Genomic DNA, 18,653 nt, shown 5'->3' with positions numbered 1-18,653 from the left:
TCACTTAATTTCCCTTAGAGCCAAACCACAAACTACCATAAGCCCTGGTGCATCATTATTTATAGAATCTAAATGTACCATTTTACCTGGAGTCATGTGTGCAAATGGATTGGCGATCGTGGTGCTCATCCCCAAACGCTCTTGAACCAAAGCCACTAAACCTGGTAAATTAGCTAATCCTCCAGCTAATAAAACATGATCTACATCTCCATCCTGACTTGTGGAATAAAAAAACTGCAAGGTACGTTTGATTTGCAACAAAATGTCTTCTTTAAAAGGTTCTAACACTTCCTTTTCATAATCCGCAGGTAACTCTCCATTATCCTTAGCCAACGCAGCTTGCTCCGAGGTCATTTTGTAGTGTTCGGCAATCGAGTCTATTAATTGTTTTCCTCCAAATTTTTCTTCTCTTGAGTAAACTAATTTCATTCCTTGTAATACAAATAAATGGGTGTAGATTGCACCAATATCAATGATGGCAATTGTTTTATCTTGTCCAGATGCAGGTAAATCTTTAGCAATTTGTTGCGCTGCTCGTTCCACGGCATAAGATTCTACGTCGATCACTACAGCATCCAAACCTGAATGAACTGCAATATCAACACGTTGATTCACATTTTCTGCTCTTGAGGCAACAATAAGCACGTCGAGCATATTCTGGTTTTTTTCGGAAGGACCTAAAATTTCAAAGTCAAGGTTGATTTCATCAATTGGATAAGGAATATATTTATCTGCCTCTGTAACAATCAATTCTTCCATCTCTGCGTCATTTAAACCCTCATTGATTTGTATTACTTTACTGATTATTGAGGAATCAGGCACAGCTAGAACGGCTTGTTTACATGAGGTATGTAAGCGGTCAATTATTTTCTTGATACACTGGGAGACTGCATCAATATCTTTAATGGTGTTTCCATCCATTGCATTTGCAGGCAATACTTCTCGACCATAGTTTTCAATAATAAGTTCATAGCCTTGACCTGAAAGCTCCAAGATTTTAACTGCTGTTGATGTAATGTCTATTCCGAGAATTGAACGATGCTTGGGCTGAAACAATTTGAGCATGTCTCTTATTCCCTTGAGTCTTCCATGCATTCAAAAAATACTCCTCTAAGATCATATGTTGATGTTAACGTAACCTATTAAAAAATTACAATGTTTTCTACCTAGTTAAACTTATTAAAATGATTACATGTTGTCATTTTCGCCATTCAGTTAAAACAACTTGCACTACTCAAAAACATTTAATATAGTGAAAGACCAACTTGTAAGGGGATTTCGCATTTATGCTTTGAAAAGGAGATTTTCATGACTAGGTTAGAAGAGTTAATTTATGCATTGGCAACCGTTATAGTTCGTTATCATGACAGCCAAGACAATATCGAGGCTAAAGATAAACTAGTTACTGCAGTTGACCCTATAATACACAGAAAAAAATCTCATGATCGTGCAGTAGAAATAATTCAAAACGAAAATTTTGTTCCGTACCTAGAAGGAAGGATCGCTGCGTGTACAAAGGGTTATCATGGTCGAGAAGAATTCCTTTTTTTCCTTTTAAATAAGATCTCTTTTCTAAAGGAACAACTCGATATTAAAACTCCGTTCAAGGAACACGAATTAAAAGTATTTCAAGAACAATTAACTCAATTATTCATTGATTTTAGAAAGTTATTAAACATAAAAAAAGGGTTTAAGCATCCAGTAATGCTCCAAGATTCTAAAGTTAAAGAGTTATCTGGTTTATTGAATGATCGATATATAGGAAGTAAATACTGTAACTCAGGTCAACTACTGATTGATGAAGTTCTTTTTGTACTTCATATGACGCCCGAAGATTCTAATGAAGAACTCAAAGATATTGCAGCAAACATCTGTTCAGAACAACAAACTCTTCTCGAGTTGCAAAGCGAAAAAGTGAACAAATCAGCTAAAGAATCAGACAAAGAATCTGAAAAAATAGAGTTAGAACAACTAAAATTGTTAGTGAAGACACAAAAATCTGAGTTTGAAACCCGGATAGAGGCGTTAAATGAAAAAAATAAAGAACAGCTTACGACTATTGATGCATTAGCTAGTGAACTGGAAAAAAGAAAAGCGGAATTACAAAAACTACAGTCAGAGCTCGAGAACATCAAAAGACAAAGCGAAGGCGAAGCACCCTTCAGACGTTTCTCAGCATACCCTCCCATTTTTGGTCTTGCTGGAATACCCGCATTACAAAGACATGGAGGAATTAATTCTCGATTTTTTTCACCATCAATCCAAAATCTGCCTTCCTCATCTCAAATTGGATCAACAATAGAGGAGCTTGATGATAATGTTTCAAAGGTGACAATGGAGTAAAGCATCGATATATTTAGGCAACTCCCTATGTTTCATTGGATTTTTACTACAAAATTCAATGAAACATTAGAAACCAGTGTAAAATTACCCTCTTTTTTGCACAAAACTCGCAATCTTATAGAGAATCACTGTATAATATCCCCCAAATTTCATTAAAATCACATGACTCTATGAAAATGGCATACTTCTGGCGTAAAGGTCTATGGGCGCTGATGAGCCTGTCTTTTGTTTTAATTGTAGCAGGCTGTCTGTTGTACCTCTATCTTGAAAGTCAACTTCCCAATGTAGATTCGTTGAAAACAGTACAATTACAAGTACCGTTACAAATTTTCAGTAAGGAAGGTCTGCTAATTCAGGAATATGGCGAGAAAAAACGAATCCCAGTTACTTACGATGAAATACCACCTATGTTGATCAATGCTTTGATTGCCACTGAAGATCAACGTTTTTTTGAACACCCTGGTGTGGATGTTCTAGGTCTTGGCCGTGCGGCAGTTCGTATGGTGAAAACGGGTACAAAATCTCAAGGTGGCAGTACCATTACCATGCAGGTTGCGCGTAATTTTTTCTTAAGCCGTAAAAAAACCTTTTTGCGCAAATTTAATGAAATTATGCTGGCCATAAAAATAGACCGAGAGTTGAGCAAGGAAAAAATTCTCGAACTATATCTTAACAGGATCTATTTAGGTAATCGTGCTTATGGCGTTGGCGCAGCAGCAATGGTTTATTTTGGAAAGCCGCTCAAAGAATTAAATCTAGCAGAACTAGCAATGATTGCAGGGCTTCCGCAAGCCCCTTCAACACAAAACCCCATCGCAAATCCACTTGCTGCGAAAAAACGTCGAGATCACGTCTTAGAACGCTTGCTTGAAGAACATTATATCAACGAAGAACAGTATCAAAATGCCATAAATCAACCAATTACTGCTAAGTATCATGGCAGTCCTATTGACGTAAAAGCTCCTTACGTTGCTGAAATGATTCGTCAATCTTTATACGACAATTTCGGCCCTGATGCTTACACTAAAGGCTACAAAGTTTATACGACTATTGATGGGAAATTACAAAACACAGCCAATGATGTCGTCGAAAAAAATTTGATAGCCTATGACCATCGGCATGGTTATCGAGGACCTGTTGCCACTATTGGTGAGAATGACAGCAAATCCTTAAACTCAATTCAAAAAATTCTAGAAAAATATCCAGAACTGAATCATCTTACGCCAGCAGTCGTTACCGAAGTCGGTGATAAAGAGGCAACAGCCACCTTACAAAGTGGGCGCGCTATTATTATTCCTTGGGCCGGTTTATCTTGGGCTAGACCAGCACTTAAAAATGGCTGGGTTGGAAAATCGCCATCTAAAGCCATGCAAGTTGTTGCTGTGGGAGATATTATTTATGTTCATTCAACAAAGGAGCATTGGGAGTTAGCACAAATTCCTGAAGCTGAGTCAGCAATGGTAGCACTCGATCCTAAAAATGGTGCTATAGAGGTCCTGGTTGGAGGGTTCAACTTCCAAAAAAGTAAATTTAACCGTGCAACTCAATCAAGTAGACAACCTGGATCCAGTTTTAAACCTTTTGTCTATGCCGCAGCATTAAATAATGGTTATACCTTAGCAACATTAATTAATGATGCACCTATTGTCGTTGATGATCCAAGCCAACCGAACTTATGGCGTCCTCATAATGTGAATCTTAAATTCAATGGACCAACACGTTTAAAACAAGCTCTGGTTCAATCAAAAAATCTCGTGTCCATACGTATCCTTGATGATATCGGTATTAATTACACGATTGATTTCCTGGCTCGTTTTGGATTTAATAAGAAAACTCTTCCTAGAGGCTTATCTTTGGCTTTAGGTAGTTTGTCAGTCAGTCCTATGGATCTTACTGCTGCTTATGCAGTGTTCGCTAATGGCGGTTATAAAATTGAACCTTATCTCATCGACCACATTACTGATAAAGATGGTAAAATTTTATTACAAGCCAAACCAACTGTTGTTTGTAACAATTGTGACGGCAATGTAGATCATTCAACGTTGGCACCACGAGTTATTCCTGAAGATATTAACTTTTTAATGTATACCGCTTTAAAAGATGTAATTCAGCATGGCACTGCCCGCGCAGCCAGAGTGCTTAATCGTCAGGATATAGCAGGCAAAACCGGAACAACTAATGATCAAGTGGACGCATGGTTTGCTGGGTTTAACTCTGATCTCGTGGTAACAACCTGGGTTGGTTTTGATAATCCTAAATCCTTACACGAATATGCAGCAGGACTCGCCCTGCCCTTATGGATCGACTTTATGAAAGTTGCTTTGAAAGGAAAACCTGAAAGTGAAATAAAACAACCTGAGGATGTAGTCGCAGTTCGTATTGATCCACACAGCGGCTTATTAGCACATCCAAATCAGGCAAATGGTATTATCGAGTATTTTCGTAATAAGGAAGTTCCATCGGAAGAAGATCCAACACCTATCTATAATGCGAATAATGATCAGCAACCACTTCCAATGAGCGAAGATAGTCTATTTTAAAATCAATGCAGCCCGGGAGCAGCGAAGCGCCCCCGGGTATCCTAATAAAAACTCCCAAGTTACGGCACACGTCCTTCACTCAGACTACAAAACACTCAAGTGATGCTATTTCCATCTAATAATCGTGTCAGAACGCGCCTCTGTTAAAGCAATAATATTGCTCTGTTACGAGCCAATACCAACATCATCACTACAAAAAAAGTTCTCACTCTGTCAGGTTACATTCATAAAGTTTAAAAATTGTGACACTTAATATTCACTTAATATTAATACAATATGATATAACCATAGGCAGAGTGTTTTTTCATGAATCCCAAGCCCTATTTGAATAGATATTTGGTGCACAATCAGATAATCAAGAGGTCATTATGAAAACGAAATATGATTTTTTTTCCGATAAATCAGAGACAGTTAAACATAATTTTTGGAATACATTTCGTCAGGGGCCAAGCAGTAACGCAACCTTTCAACTGAGAACACTTGCTAAATTATCCAAAGTTGGTTTTGTAGGTACTTTAGTTGGATGCACAGTACTCTATGGATGGGATCAGTACGAGCAACATAAAACCCGGGTTATTTTTGACTCAACAAAACCCAAAGGACATGCCACTTTGGAAAGAGCAACTGCTCTCACTCCCAAGGACTTAGATACTTGGGACTATAGTAAGGAAAATAGCCTTGTCCAAAGATATGGTCAAGGAGCCATGGTAAAAATTGGAGGAGGAAAAAAGGAAGGATTTAGAGGCATAATCCCCTTCCCTGCATGGTTGACATGGTTACAACCGTCCGAGAAAGTTCGTTCCAAACCATTAGATGTATCTGATGTTTGCCATGTTGGTATTGTTATTGAACCTGTCGATGGTGATAAAGAAAGTCGTCCATTAATTATTGGACGCCAAAGTCCGATGGGCCCATTACCAACCCTAAAGTCAGCAATTGAAGCTGGATGGAAACAATATGTTAATCCAGCACCAGGATTGACAATTACTTCTGTGATGACAGAAAAATTAAAGACTACCATTGCAAATGAATCTCCACATATTGCTAAAGGAACTTCTTTTGATGCCACGGTAATTCATGATTTAGCAATCCCGATTGAATTTGTCGAACAGGCGATTAAGGCAGCCGAAGACGATTTGAACCCTGTAATGACATTTGCATGGGATAATTGTATAACAACAAAATCATACGTTTTATTAAAATTAGCACAAAGTGTTGATGAATGGGCTAAATCTGCAAAAGAAGATGCACCAACCAGGGAAAAGGCAGATAAATTTATTATTGGCTGCTATACAATAATCGGAGATGATATGCATAGAGGTTATGGAACGTTGAATAATCCCAAAATAGCTCATGAACTAGAAGAATTTGGCAAAGTAACAAAAAGAATTGGGCGCGATGAAGAAAATTTAAATGCTAAAAATAAGTCCGTTCCAACTCTTTAATGCGGATTCAAAGATTTAATTCTGGTTGTGTTCGTTTTAGAGACGATGCATTTCTCCTGAATTACGACCCAACATAATCCAGGAGAATGTTTACTCTGTTAATTGAGTATTATCGTCCAGCCAATGCTATAGCTGCAGGTGTATACTCATAACCTAAATCACGAGCAACTGCATCAAACGTAATCTTACCCTGATGAACGTTTAATCCATTGAGTAAATGCTTATCATTCAATAAAGCCAGCTTCACACCTTTAGTTACAATACTTAAAACAAAAGGTAATGTTGCATTATTCAAAGCAAACGTTGATGTTCTTGGCACCGCGCCGGGCATATTCGCAACGCAATAATGCACCACATTATCAACAACATATGTAGGCTCTTGATGTGTTGTGGGACGGCTTGTTTCAAAACATCCACCTTGGTCAATAGCCACATCAACTAATACTGAACCAGGGCGCATTGATTTAAGCATAGCTCGAGTGACTAATTTTGGAGCTGCTGCACCGGGGACTAATACTGCACCAATTACCAAATCAGCACTGGCAACATATCGCTCTATAGCATCAGCAGTGGAATAAATCGTATTGATCTTAGAACCAAATTGGAAATCCAATTCATTTAAACGTTGCAAAGAACGATCCAGAACAGTCACTCGTGCTTCCATACCCATAGCCATACGTACTGCATTGGTACCAACCACACCACCACCAATAACTACTACGTTTGCCGCAGCTACTCCAGGAACACCACCTAATAAAATACCACTACCACCTTGAGCCATTTCCAAGCAATGAGCACCTGCCTGAATAGACATACGTCCGGCAACTTGTGACATAGGAGCCAATAATGGCAAACCACCACCTTCCTCAGTTACTGTTTCATAAGCAATAGCAGTAACTCCAGACTCTTTCAGCATACGCGCTTGGTGAGGATCTGGGGCCAAATGCAAATAGGTAAATAAAGTTTGACCTTCACGAAGACGCTTGCACTCAATAGGTTGTGGCTCTTTTACTTTTACAATGAGTTCAGCTCTGGAAAACACTTCATCTGCGCTATCCACAACCTCAGCACCAGCATGTCGATAATCATCATCAGAAATACCGATTCCTAATCCAGCACCCTTCTCAACTATAACAGAGCTCCCTACTCTTATAATTTCCCCAATACTAGAAGGAACAAGACCCACGCGATTTTCTTGAGGTTTAATTTCTTTTGGAACACCTACTAACATACATTTTCCCCTCTAACGGTTTTTTAATTGTGCTATTAACTGCGGCACGAGCTCGAATAAATCACCAACCAAACCATAGTCAGCGATTTGAAAAATAGGGGCATCTTCATCCTTATTGATTGCAACAATAATCTTAGAGTCTTTCATCCCTGCCAAATGCTGTACAGCGCCAGAAATTCCCACAGCAATATAAAGCATTGGTGCAACTATCCTTCCGGTTTGCCCCACTTGATAATCATTAGGAACAAACCCTGCATCTACAGCAGCACGGGATGCTCCCACAGCAGCACCAAGCTCATCAGCTAATTCTTCGATCAACTGAAACTTCTCAGCACTTTGCAACCCTCTTCCACCAGAGACAACAATTTTGGCACTGCCTAAATCAGGTCGCTCAGACGTGCTTAACTCATGCTTAACAAATTGGCTTTCTTTGGCGATAAATTCTTTATCAATTTGTTCAACCAAACAACTTCCCTGACTTGCGGTTACTGGATTAAATGCTGTTGCTCTAATGGTTAAAACTTTTATGGAATCAAGAACGCGTACTGTTTCTATTGCATTACCTGCATATATTGGATGTTCAAAGGTATCTTTATCAATAATTTTACTAACATCAGAAACTTGAGCTACATCCAGTCGAGCTGCGATACGTGGAGCAATATTTTTACCAAAAGTGCTGGCAGATACGATTATGGCATTAAATGAATGCGCAAAGGAAAGAATCAAATCGCTTAATTGCTCTGCTAAAGCATGTTCATAACAAGGTTTATCAACGTACCAAACGGCATTTACTCCTGCAAGAGTTGCAGCCTGCTCTGCTACTGCCTTGCATTGATGTCCTACAATAAGTAAGGTCGGTTCTTTATCCAACTCCAATGCCGCAGCTAAAGCATTACGAGTAGATGGGTGTAATGTTTGATTATCATGTTCAACGAGTACTAAAGTGCTCATCACTCCCCCTTATCAAAGCACTTTGGCTTCATGCTGTAATTTATCCAATAATTCGGTCACTGAGTCAACTTTAACTCCACCACTACGAGTCGGTGGAGCAGTAACATTTAATACTTCAATATGTTTTTTAAGTGACAATCCCAGACTATCCAGTTTCCTAATATCCAACGGTTTCTTTTTGGCTTTCATAATATTGGGGAGGCTGGCGTATCGTGGCTCATTTAAGCGTAAATCGGTACTCACTACTGCGGGCAAATGCACACTTATTGTTTCAAGACCTCCGTCAATTTCACGAGTGACTTGCAGATGATCGCTTGTTGCTTCTATTTTAGAAGCATATGTAGCCTGTGGCCAATTTAATAGAGCAGCCAACATTTGTGGCGTTTGATTATTATCACCATCAATAGCTTGCTTACCCATCAATACTAAATCTGGTTTTTCATCATCAACAATCTTTTTTAATATTTTAGCGATATTAAGGCTTTCCAATGAGTCTTCAGTATGAACCAAAACGGCTCTATCAGCACCTAATGCCAAAGCATGCCGCAATGTTTCTTGCGAACTATCTCCGCCAATACTTACTGCAATCACTTCGGTAGCCCAATTATTTTCACGTAAGCGTAATGCTTCTTCTACAGCAATTTCATCAAAGGGATTCATTGCCATTTTAATATTTTGTGTTTCAACTCCGGAATGGTCCGATTTGACCCGAATTTTGACATAGGGGTCGATTACACGCTTCACTGCCACGAGAATTTTCATAATTCCTCACTGGATAATCAAAACAAATGCATCTTGCCAGAGATACCGTGCTAAATTCAAGGGGTTATTTTTATTTAACCGAATTCGATAACGATATCGTCATCAGATATAATGCATAAAATTTAGTATGAAACAAGATAACTAGTCGCAAAATTGCTTTTCTATCGCCAAAGAACTAAGTCATACCCAATAAAGAAAGTTGTATCTGAGAGTCTTCTTTTAGGAGATTAATTACACGTTCAGCCCGATCAACTGCTAAGGCGGTTTTTCCTCCCTCAGTATAAACACTGGGATTTTCTTTCACAATTTGCAACGCTTCATAGGTTTGAGCAATTTTCTCTTCAATCTTCAATTCATCGTCTTTATCTATAACACGCATTCTCAATAAAAATGCATCTAATGCGCGATATTTCCCGCCTCCTGCTCGCCAATTTCTAAAAAATTGCAGTTCTAATAATCCAAGGTACGATTCAATTGGCGCCGCAATCATTTTTAATTGGGGGGTTTTGAAGTTCTCACTAACACTTTGATTTTGACTTGCAAGAATTAATTCGCGGCATAAATTTTCATCGACCATTGATGCATCAAATTTCATTTCAGGAGAAGCACAAATTAATGGCGTTAAAAGAGAGGAGCCTATTTGCAGACTCATCTCATAGCATTGTCTGGATGCCCAAAAAGTCATTTCAAGTAAACGAACTAATAAAGTAGTAGTGGTTGTAGCAGAAACCATAGTAATTTTTTGCAAAGTAGTTCCAAGTTTTTGCAATTCTTGTGAGTTGGTAGACCCAATATACTGTCCACCTTTTAACAAAGCGAAATAAAGTGCATAAACAGCAAATAATTCTTCTACAAAAACAAAAGTACCAAAACTAATGAAAACCATTGGAAGAAATGAAATTAAAGCACGTATACCCTTCGGTTTTATTTTTCCGACTTCGTCAAAATATCCTGTTGACTGGTCAAGCAATCCTAGAAGGCTTGCATAAAAATTACGCTCGGTAAATGTTCTAGAAGTATTCCTTAAATGTTCTATCCACTTTTTAAGATCTTCCCGAGTAGTAATTTCATCAAATTTAATGGATTTAAAATCCTGGGGTGAGGTAAGTTTTCCGTAACAGAGGCTTAATGTTTTAAAACAAGCCCCGTCATTGCGAGCTTCAGATAAATTTTTCTCAATCCATTTGACTTCTGGGCTAAACCTTTCGATAAGGTCTGGATGAAAATTTAAAGACAATTTCTTATAATTTTTTTTAATTCTTGCTTTATCTGGACCGTCCTTAAGCAACAACTTATTAATTAATTTAATAAAATCAGCATCCAGGCGTAAAAGAGCTTCTTGATTCAATTCACTGTTATAACATTTTTTTTCTTCATCATAACTGGCATAGATACTAACCAGAGTTTTTAATTCAGTCTCTATAGTCATAACCTCTCCCTAGATTGGCTATCAGGATCGATACTGTTAAAACTCTGGTGGCCCTCCAGAGTCTTAGTTATCTTACAGTACAATCCATTTTATGGAACCAATTCTTCCGTTTAACATATTCAGTAAAAAAGCCAACAACCAACAGACTAATATAAAATGCACTCATCACATCACTTAAATAATGAAAGCATAACAAGATTCTTGATGCCGCAACTAACAGGGCAACAACAAGTAAAACATAAAAATAACGAGGAAAAAGAATTCCCAATCCTGCAGCCAAACTCATGACTGTTGTTGTATGCCCTGAAGGCAAAGACCAATAATTTGAACTCAATTTAAACCAATAAAATCCAAACTCATTACTTGCGAACAATAACTCAGGACGAGCACGACTCAAAGCAACTTTCAAAATCAAACACACCAAATTGGCTAAAAGCACACAACCAAGTAAATACCAAGATCGATTTTCGTAAACAGTATTAACTTGTATGTATCGGAAATACAATCCTGCAATAAAAAACAAAACAATATAAGCAATCCATTTGCCCAAGGCAGTCAATACACCCAAAAAGGGTAATTTGGCCTCAAGATTCAACTGATGAAAATAAATTGCCAACAACCGATCTAAAAAATAATAGGCTAAAATAACAAAAATTGCATAAAAAATAATAACCCAAGGTTTTTTCATAAAGTTAAACAACTTTTCAAATTGCGTCATAATTTCAAATCCTTCTTTTTAGTTCTCACGTAAATACCAAGGGATTGTAATAACAATCATACGTGGATCTCTCTCTAAAAAAAGCAATGCACGTAATCCTGGCGCATGGATATTATGTAATAAGTACTCATACCATTTAGGTTCTACTAACTCAGGTATAATAAGGGCAATAAGTCTATTTTGCCTCTCTTTTCTTACTTTTCTCACAAAATTTAATAAAGGCTTATAAATGCGGCGATAAGGTGATTCAATAATTTCTAATTTAGGGATTCCTTTATCTGCCTTTTGGGCTGGCAATTCAATTTTTTCAGACCAAAGCTGCTTCAAGCGATCAACGTCTCCAGAGCCTGCATCAATAAAAACAGCTGTCACATCATCCGAAAGCAACATTCCAAATTGAATTGCTTTAATAAGATAGCAAGACATAATATAAGCGTATAAGGATGTAATGACGGAATTGCCGATACTATGGCACCAACACCTGCCGATATTCCGACCGTAACATTTAACAAATAATCCAATATTAATGAAATTGCTGCCCCCAAACCATAATTCCGCCCAAGATTATCACTGGCAACAATATATGACCCTCCTCCTTGTGGATAGGCTGCGGCTGTTTGTCTATAAGAAAAATATAAAGACACAAGAACAAGAACAACTAATAGAGAAATAGTAAAAAAATAATGTAATCCTATTATCCCCGCTGATAATAACACTGTGAGTGCAGCTTCGGGACCATAAGCTGTCGAAGATAATGAGTCTAATCCCAGTGCAGGAACTCCAGTTAATACTGATAATTCTTGCTTTTTCCTTGACTTTGAAGAAAGAGGTTTTCCCAAAATTTTATCTAATATTGGCATTTCCCTATAACCTAAAAATTTTTAATCATTGTAATCATTCAATGAATCTTAATAAAGTCATCTTACTACAAGTAATTAAAGAAGGTCTTATTCATAAAAGCATAAAGTCGAGCAAGTGATTTGTTTACATAAAAATCAAGAAGAATAACAATTCAAAATCCATTTATTAAGCAAGGAAATACATTAACTTGGATTTAACAAGATTTTCTAAAAAACTAATGCAAGTACTTGTTGTCATTACATTTGTAACCAAGGGGGCTATTAATAAAACCAAACAATTAAAATTCGGTTGTGGTGGCACATGACACAAAATCCAACATACTCGCAGGAACATCATGGTTTCGCTGCGTTTCACCCAAGCTACATAGTAACTTAAAAATATTCACCCTAACATTTGTATTTTTTAAGCAAAATTGTTGATGAACATATCTTCTTCAACAAGAAAATCACCCTGTGGCTGCTGTTTCGGTTTATCGGTAAAAAACTGTTGCTTTTTAGAATTTGAGTATGTAGACGTTAAAGTGTCTTCCCTAACTGATTCCACTAAACTTGGAGTATCTCTATATCCACCCAGACAATATCTCTGCCATTGACCATCCAACTCCATCTCAACAAAGCAATGATCTGAGTTAACAACAATAGAGACAGGAACTTCAGGATACAATTGTTGCATTTCCTCTTTAAAAGCAATAGCTCTTATACGACAACTTGCAACACTTAATTTTCTCGCTTCCTGAAGATATTCATTACCGTTATGTACCGTGACCCCAGTGGCATTACGTAGTTTTCCACGATCTTTACCAAACTTGAGGTATTTCATTAATAAGCGATGAATCTGTTGGTGCTCTGAAGAAAGTGCACTCAACGTATTAAAAACAGGATTTGCTCGATAATTCTTGTGCATACGTAGCAATAAATTAGTAAAAGCTTCTCGTGGCTCGGCTGTTGGTTTAAGTAATCGAATGTAATGTAAACGATTTTCCTTAGAGTACTTTATTTCAAAATCGTCCTTTTTTAATCCTTTAATTGCGATATCCAGTAATGTTTCACCTGGATGCAAAGATGGCAAAGCCTGCCAATCTTCTGTCAAACTTAATCTTTTTTTTCCTTCTAATAGAACTAGATTTGATTCTTTTTTTCTATTATTGATTAGTTTTTCTGTTAACCCTTCAGGATGAAACTGATATTTACAGCCCACCAGATTTTCGGTCGCATTCATTCCCACTAATTCAAAATATTCAAATGGCGATGATGGATTTTCATGAATCACCAGATCGGAATACACTTCATTACGGTAATACTTTGCGGATGGTGTCAAACTCAGTAAATCAATTGATCTAAATATTGGTTCTCGATGTGATGGTTGAGACACGAAAGCCCTGGTATCGATACCACTTCGATATGTTTTTTGTTTTATTCCATTCTGAGTTGCAATCCGCTTTTTCAAGGTCTGCATTTCTAATTGCTCTTTTTGATCGTATGTAGAATTTGCAAGCTCTATATCAATAATTCTTTGCTTGGTTTGGTTTAAATGCTGTTCATCTAATTTAGATGAAAATATTGCTGCAACCTGATTAAGATGTGTCTCAATAGACTCACGATCATCTGTCAATTCTCGACAAAATTTATAATCAAGAAAATGAATTTGTGTTGTATCTAATTGTTGGTGTTGTGCTTGTGCAAGCACTGTAGCCTGGTTTGCTGGTTTTAATTTGGAAGCCAGTAAATCATCAAAATCCGCACCATTAATCGCACTTTTTAAGGACTCTTTATCTCTTTTGATCAGTTGTCCGTTCTCCCAGGTATATAGCTCATGTCCTTCAGCAAGCAAACCAAGCATATGCTTTAGCATCAACTCACGTTTACTTGTTGGCCAACTGGAAAACGACCAGTCAGAGAAAATATAAATTTGACCAGTAGATAATGACTCAAGATCATCACCCTCTTCTTCGTTCATCTCCTCCTCTTCAATAGTGGGTGAAGGATTACTCTTTAATTTCTCCAATGTGTCACGAATATCCCCGTCAAAAATACCTTGGGTTCGGGCAAATGCCCGCACATTGGCATAGGAAGTTGCTGGGAACCATTCACCTAACCAACCTGTTTTTCTCTGTAGCGTCGGGAGTAACGTTGCAATAAGCTTTAATGCAACATCAACCTGCAAATTAATGGGATATTTTTGATATTTTTCAGCACGAAAGGGTAAAAGGAGTTGTTTCAAATCGGATGCTTTCTTTCTATCCTCTTGATTAGCCCATCGTTTGGTTTCAATCCGCTTAATTTCATTATCGACCACCGCCAATAATGTGCTCATCAATTCTTTACCGGTTGCAGGTAAAATTTGCAAGCTAAATGGAGGGAGAAATTGTTCTTGCGCTGCAATCATCGTTTCGAAATCATCAATCTGCCCCTGATTTACAGTTTCATCTGATTTTTTTCTACATTTTGTTGCTTCACGAAGTCCAGCCTCCAGGGTTTTGGGTAGCACATGTCTTCCTCTGTGTACAAGATTAGGATCGACCTGATTTAAAACTTGCATCACATTTTGTGAACAGAACGTTGCATCAGAGGGAGTAATACCTTCTCTGTCTTTTTTATCCTGCTGATTTGACCATTGAAAAAGAGATTTAATCACAGCCCAGAAACTGGTTCGGCTTTTTCCTTGTTTATGAAGTCGTTCAGTAACCTTAACTTGTTCTTGATATGCAGTAAGAAATTTCTGTCTTTGTTCACTATCAGTATGTTTAAACACTAATAAGCTTGAATGAACCGCAGGCAGAACTTCTGCTTCTCCTGAAGCACGCCAGAAGGTAACCAGTAACTGAATTAGTTTTGCTTTTCGTTCTTGAGTAGCAGTAAGGAATCGCTTGATTAATTCATCTGAATCCTCATTTCCAGTCATTTCAGCAGCCAATCGCTTCATCCACAGAGAACCGCCTGCTAGCGCGTTTTTTATTTGGGTTGCATTGAATTCCGTATTGCAATAGCTCAGAAGTAACGTTGTCAATTCTTCTATAGTGCTTTCTTGGAGATTCTGAATGAATGCTTCTGTTGATACGCTCATTTGTCGTTCATAATTATGACAGATGACGCCATATTTATTTTTACCTGTACAAACAAACACCGTAATTACTTCTTTATGTCCATGTTTGTTGCCGGCAGTAGTTAGTGATTGGGCCGCCTGTTTTAAGCGCCCCCAAGGCTTATTGCTATTGGAGACAACAAACAAAATATCACCTGGCTCAATAGCACAATCTTTCATCACTAACATAATTACTCTTCCTAATGTCTAAATTTATTAAAAACGACGACTAGGATGCCCATGTTCGTTTCTAGAACAACTTTCAAGTGTTTGCTCGCAGATGATCAATGATAATAAAAGAGCGATGCCTGTATCTTCATCACCTCCTGCCTGCTCTAAGCCTTTAGTCATTTTGTCAATTGTATCGGAGTCAAAATCGAGTTCTTTAAGTCGGGAAGCAACATCTTCTGGTTTAGAAAATGAGAGCACACTGACTTCAGCTGCATGTTCTTTCAACAGTTTAAGATAAGAGTCTCTTAGTATTGTTAAATCTGAAGAGCTGGGAGATGTTCCTTTGATTAATTTATATCTTTTAATTACGTTATCAACGTATGTAATTGCATCTTGATTATCTCTAAGCGATTCACTGTTGCTCTTTTTACGTAAGGCTTCATATTGCTCTTCAAAATTTCTCGCTTTACCTAATGCCTTAACAAGTTCCGGCTGCAATTTATTCAATACTGGCATTTTGTCTCCTAGACTAGTTAAATTTCGGCCAGAATGTTATCACGCACAGATCAAGCAATCAACTTTATGACTGCATTTTAATCAACAATTTAAAAAAATCATCTTGCATCAAGTAGAACTAAGAAATCGCGTTAAAAATGAAAGACATCGAGAGAAAAGGAGACTTTAGATCCATTTTACTTGTTATTGGAAGCAACTATTCGATAGAATCAGAATACATTGATTACTGGTCAGTTTTTTTTAATGATAGAATTTACTTTGATCCAAAAAATATGTATTTGGGCCATTCCCATTTTACTTGCCATCACCTTACATGAAGCAGCTCATGCGTACGTTGCATATCGTTGTGGAGATACTACAGCAAAAATGTTTGGTCGATTAAGTTTAAATCCTCTTCGTCATATTGACCCGATAGGTACTGTCTTCATACCCTTACTGGTTGGTATTTTAACTCAATTTAATTTTGTCATTGGTTATGCAAAACCGGTCCCAATTAACTGGAACCAATTGCGTCACCCTAGACGTGATATGATTCTGGTAACTCTTGCGGGACCATTTGCGAATATTCTTATGGCATTTTTATGGGCTGCCTGTGACAAAATCGCCCTTATCTTAAATCCAAACACCTCGATGGCAGTGCTTTTTCTTTACGCTACAGCTCAAGCAGGTGTATTTATTAATTTGATTTTGGCCGCATTAAATTTACTGCCAATTCCACCTCTAGATGGGAGTCGAGTAGTTAGTAGCCTTTTACCTCCTAAACAAGCTATGACCTACTCCAAAATAGAACCCTATGGATTTTTTATTCTAATTCTTTTAGTGTTTACAGGTGTTTTGGGCATGATACTGACCCCATTAATCAATCTAGGACTTATCGCACTAAGCTCCATTTTTAAGATATGAATGCTGACGATTTGAGAGCTCAATACAAAAATTTTAGATGGTACATTCTTTTGATATGGAATAAGTATTCGCTATGAATATTCTTGCTGATGCCTCACTTCCAGGATTGAAGCAGGCTTTTCCAAAGCCTTTTCACTTAACCGAATATAATCGTCCCGACGAAATAGCTCAGTTACTTCCCGGACAAGATATTCTCCTTTGTCGTTCTACGCTAAAAGTAAATCAATCTTTATTAAAAAATCATCGTTTGCAGTATGTTGCTACTGCAAGTAGTGGTACTGATCATCTGGATCACTTCTGGCTAGACTCTCAGAATATTCAGGTAATCGACGCAAAAGGCTCTAATGCGCAAGCAGTTGCTGATTATGTGGTTGCGTGTCTTTCTTTTCTGGAACAACAACATCTTATCCATGGGAATAAAGCAGGCATCATTGGTCTTGGAAAAGTGGGAACCAGGGTTGCTGCACGGTTACAAGCAGCCGATTTTGAAATTGTCACTTATGATCCTCTCAAAGCAAAACGTGAACCTGCTGCTTTTCAAAGTTGTACTTTAGAGGAATTGTATCAAGTTGATCTGCTATGTATCCATGCAGAGTTACATAGTAATCATCCCTATCCTACTGCCAATTTAATTAATCAAAATTTTCTCGATCGCTTAAAACCCGGTTGCATTATTATCAATGCAGCACGAGGTGGAATTGTTAATGAAGAAGAACTTCTCCACTCATCAAAACCACTAATCTATTGCACCGATGTATATCTTAATGAACCTGAGATTAACCCACGAATCATCGATAAAGCCACTATCTGTACCCCCCATATTGCCGGTCATAGTCTTGAGGCGAAATATGCTGCTATTGCTTTGGTAAGCTCCGCTTTGCACCAAATTGCAGGTCTTGCTCCACCACAATTTGCAGTTCCTTCGTTGCCTCAATTTTTAAGCTATGAAAAGGATAAATTATGGTACGAAACTATTTTAGAAATTTACAACCCCATTGAAGAAACTTCTTCATTAAAACAGGCTACGGACAAAAAAGCTGCATTCTTAAATTTGCGTAAAAATCATCAAACGCGCCATGACTTTTCTCAATACTTTGCGGACTCAATTTTGAACTATAAAACCAAATTATTACTAGGTATATAAAAACAAGATCAACTAGAGCTCAAATTGATAGCTTGATGCTCATTATTAAATCCAAACTGGTCCATTGTAAATTAGGAAATCAAATGATACTCTTTTTCCGATTTTAAAAAACAAAGGAGTATGTGTTATGTCTTTAGGAGTAAAATTATCAACTTTTGCAGCAGCATTAGTTCTCGCTGGTTCGGCTTTTGCAGAGGAAGCTGTATGTCCTAAATTGAGTGATATTCAATCTGTAGGAATTACAATGGCTTCGCAGCTTGGTTACAATTATTATATTGGTTATTCAGTAAATCACTACAATACTTCTTCTAGCTGGGGATTTGCGATTGGGCCTGTAGAGGCAGAATCTGAAGAAGATACAATAGATATCACTAATGATATTTTAGCAGGTTTGACTGCTCCAGGTATTCCTGAGTCTGGTCAAGGCGATGAATTAGTTTGTATTTATGAAACAAATAACCCTGACCTTTTTGCAGTGGCAATTAAAGACTATGAAGAAATGTCACCTATGAAGTTCAAGCAATACATACATAAAGCTCGTTAAGAAAAACTGTAGCT

General features: G+C 37.5%; 16 protein-coding genes. 6 read left to right on the top strand and 10 right to left on the bottom strand.

All coding sequences use genetic code 11. The annotated features are described in order from the left end of the window. Positions 1-1,065, bottom strand: a complete 1,065-nt coding sequence (locus DGG96_RS01710) for a pilus assembly protein PilM (RefSeq protein ID WP_110141353.1) — start codon at positions 1,063-1,065, stop codon at positions 1-3. Between the two features lie 243 nt (positions 1,066-1,308). Here DGG96_RS01710 and DGG96_RS01705 point away from each other — a divergent pair, with 243 nt between their 5' ends. The 3 genes from DGG96_RS01705 (at position 1,309) to DGG96_RS01695 (ending at position 6,328) form a co-directional block, all read left to right on the top strand. Then, a complete protein-coding gene (locus DGG96_RS01705) occupies positions 1,309-2,343 on the top strand; it encodes a hypothetical protein (RefSeq protein ID WP_110141287.1) in 1,035 nt (344 codons plus the stop codon). A gap of 170 nt (positions 2,344-2,513) precedes the next feature. Next, positions 2,514-4,883, top strand: coding sequence for a penicillin-binding protein 1A (locus tag DGG96_RS01700; protein WP_110141286.1), 2,370 nt, complete (start codon positions 2,514-2,516; stop codon positions 4,881-4,883). Positions 4,884-5,251: 368 nt separating this feature from the next. Continuing rightward, positions 5,252-6,328, top strand: a complete 1,077-nt coding sequence (locus DGG96_RS01695) for a hypothetical protein (protein WP_110141285.1) — start codon at positions 5,252-5,254, stop codon at positions 6,326-6,328. 109 nt (positions 6,329-6,437) lie between these two features. On the opposite strand, the gene ald is transcribed toward DGG96_RS01695, so the two are convergent. The 9 genes from ald to DGG96_RS01655 form a co-directional block, all read right to left on the bottom strand. Further along, positions 6,438-7,559, bottom strand: a complete 1,122-nt coding sequence (gene ald / locus DGG96_RS01690; protein ID WP_110141284.1) for an alanine dehydrogenase — start codon at positions 7,557-7,559, stop codon at positions 6,438-6,440. Between the two features lie 12 nt (positions 7,560-7,571). After that, positions 7,572-8,510 carry an electron transfer flavoprotein subunit alpha/FixB family protein gene (locus tag DGG96_RS01685; protein ID WP_110141283.1) on the bottom strand — a complete coding sequence of 313 codons (939 nt, stop codon included), beginning with the start codon at positions 8,508-8,510 and terminating at the stop codon, positions 7,572-7,574. 12 nt (positions 8,511-8,522) lie between these two features. Further along, a complete protein-coding gene (locus tag DGG96_RS01680; RefSeq protein WP_110141282.1) occupies positions 8,523-9,272 on the bottom strand; it encodes an electron transfer flavoprotein subunit beta/FixA family protein in 750 nt (249 codons plus the stop codon). Positions 9,273-9,447: 175 nt separating this feature from the next. Next, on the bottom strand, positions 9,448-10,701 hold the full coding sequence (locus DGG96_RS01675; RefSeq protein ID WP_110141281.1) for a J domain-containing protein: 1,254 nt from the start codon (positions 10,699-10,701) through the stop codon (positions 9,448-9,450). A 67-nt stretch (positions 10,702-10,768) separates the two neighbouring features. Next, positions 10,769-11,419 carry a phosphatase PAP2 family protein gene (locus DGG96_RS01670; protein WP_110141280.1) on the bottom strand — a complete coding sequence of 217 codons (651 nt, stop codon included), beginning with the start codon at positions 11,417-11,419 and terminating at the stop codon, positions 10,769-10,771. 18 nt (positions 11,420-11,437) lie between these two features. Continuing rightward, positions 11,438-11,809, bottom strand: a complete 372-nt coding sequence (locus DGG96_RS21145; protein ID WP_233590462.1) for a hypothetical protein — start codon at positions 11,807-11,809, stop codon at positions 11,438-11,440. Next, a complete protein-coding gene (locus DGG96_RS21140) occupies positions 11,788-12,279 on the bottom strand; it encodes an APC family permease (RefSeq protein WP_233590461.1) in 492 nt (163 codons plus the stop codon). The genes DGG96_RS21145 and DGG96_RS21140 overlap by 22 nt, the downstream gene beginning before the upstream one ends. A 403-nt stretch (positions 12,280-12,682) precedes the next feature. Further along, complete coding sequence (locus tag DGG96_RS01660; RefSeq protein ID WP_110141279.1) at positions 12,683-15,550, bottom strand: hypothetical protein; 2,868 nt, start codon at positions 15,548-15,550, stop codon at positions 12,683-12,685. Between the two features lie 27 nt (positions 15,551-15,577). Further along, entirely contained in the window at positions 15,578-16,048 is a 471-nt protein-coding gene (locus DGG96_RS01655; RefSeq protein WP_110141278.1) for a coiled coil protein, read from the bottom strand. Positions 16,049-16,291: 243 nt separating this feature from the next. Between DGG96_RS01655 and DGG96_RS01650 the strand changes: the two genes are divergently transcribed. From DGG96_RS01650 to DGG96_RS01640, 3 genes are all read left to right on the top strand, one after another. Next, on the top strand, positions 16,292-16,951 hold the full coding sequence (locus tag DGG96_RS01650; protein ID WP_110141352.1) for a site-2 protease family protein: 660 nt from the start codon (positions 16,292-16,294) through the stop codon (positions 16,949-16,951). A gap of 73 nt (positions 16,952-17,024) precedes the next feature. Continuing rightward, positions 17,025-18,095 carry a 4-phosphoerythronate dehydrogenase gene (locus DGG96_RS01645; RefSeq protein WP_110141277.1) on the top strand — a complete coding sequence of 357 codons (1,071 nt, stop codon included), beginning with the start codon at positions 17,025-17,027 and terminating at the stop codon, positions 18,093-18,095. A 127-nt stretch (positions 18,096-18,222) separates the two neighbouring features. Then, positions 18,223-18,639 (top strand): DUF4949 domain-containing protein, encoded by a 417-nt coding sequence (locus DGG96_RS01640; protein ID WP_110141276.1) that lies wholly within the window; start codon positions 18,223-18,225, stop codon positions 18,637-18,639. Positions 18,640-18,653 lie beyond the last annotated feature (14 nt).

The sequence above is a fragment of the Legionella qingyii genome (genome assembly GCF_003184185.1).
The sequence above is the reverse complement of the archived record's forward strand: the minus strand, read 5'-3'. Positions and strand labels throughout refer to the sequence as shown.

What these genes read in the sequence shown, in the direction of transcription:
- DGG96_RS01660 (WP_110141279.1), bottom strand. Translation starts at nt 15,550, where the DNA reads ATGTTAGTGATGAAAGATTGTGCTATTGAGCCAGGTGATATTTTGTTT.
- DGG96_RS01700 (WP_110141286.1), top strand. Translation starts at nt 2,514, where the DNA reads ATGAAAATGGCATACTTCTGGCGTAAAGGTCTATGGGCGCTGATGAGC.
- DGG96_RS21140 (WP_233590461.1), bottom strand. Translation starts at nt 12,279, where the DNA reads ATGCCAATATTAGATAAAATTTTGGGAAAACCTCTTTCTTCAAAGTCA.
- DGG96_RS01675 (WP_110141281.1), bottom strand. Translation starts at nt 10,701, where the DNA reads ATGACTATAGAGACTGAATTAAAAACTCTGGTTAGTATCTATGCCAGT.
- DGG96_RS01680 (WP_110141282.1), bottom strand. Translation starts at nt 9,272, where the DNA reads ATGAAAATTCTCGTGGCAGTGAAGCGTGTAATCGACCCCTATGTCAAA.
- DGG96_RS21145 (WP_233590462.1), bottom strand. Translation starts at nt 11,809, where the DNA reads ATGTTGCTTTCGGATGATGTGACAGCTGTTTTTATTGATGCAGGCTCT.
- DGG96_RS01710 (WP_110141353.1), bottom strand. Translation starts at nt 1,065, where the DNA reads ATGCTCAAATTGTTTCAGCCCAAGCATCGTTCAATTCTCGGAATAGAC.
- DGG96_RS01640 (WP_110141276.1), top strand. Translation starts at nt 18,223, where the DNA reads ATGTCTTTAGGAGTAAAATTATCAACTTTTGCAGCAGCATTAGTTCTC.
- DGG96_RS01655 (WP_110141278.1), bottom strand. Translation starts at nt 16,048, where the DNA reads ATGCCAGTATTGAATAAATTGCAGCCGGAACTTGTTAAGGCATTAGGT.
- DGG96_RS01670 (WP_110141280.1), bottom strand. Translation starts at nt 11,419, where the DNA reads ATGACGCAATTTGAAAAGTTGTTTAACTTTATGAAAAAACCTTGGGTT.
- DGG96_RS01645 (WP_110141277.1), top strand. Translation starts at nt 17,025, where the DNA reads ATGAATATTCTTGCTGATGCCTCACTTCCAGGATTGAAGCAGGCTTTT.
- ald (WP_110141284.1), bottom strand. Translation starts at nt 7,559, where the DNA reads ATGTTAGTAGGTGTTCCAAAAGAAATTAAACCTCAAGAAAATCGCGTG.
- DGG96_RS01685 (WP_110141283.1), bottom strand. Translation starts at nt 8,510, where the DNA reads ATGAGCACTTTAGTACTCGTTGAACATGATAATCAAACATTACACCCA.
- DGG96_RS01695 (WP_110141285.1), top strand. Translation starts at nt 5,252, where the DNA reads ATGAAAACGAAATATGATTTTTTTTCCGATAAATCAGAGACAGTTAAA.
- DGG96_RS01650 (WP_110141352.1), top strand. Translation starts at nt 16,292, where the DNA reads ATGATAGAATTTACTTTGATCCAAAAAATATGTATTTGGGCCATTCCC.
- DGG96_RS01705 (WP_110141287.1), top strand. Translation starts at nt 1,309, where the DNA reads ATGACTAGGTTAGAAGAGTTAATTTATGCATTGGCAACCGTTATAGTT.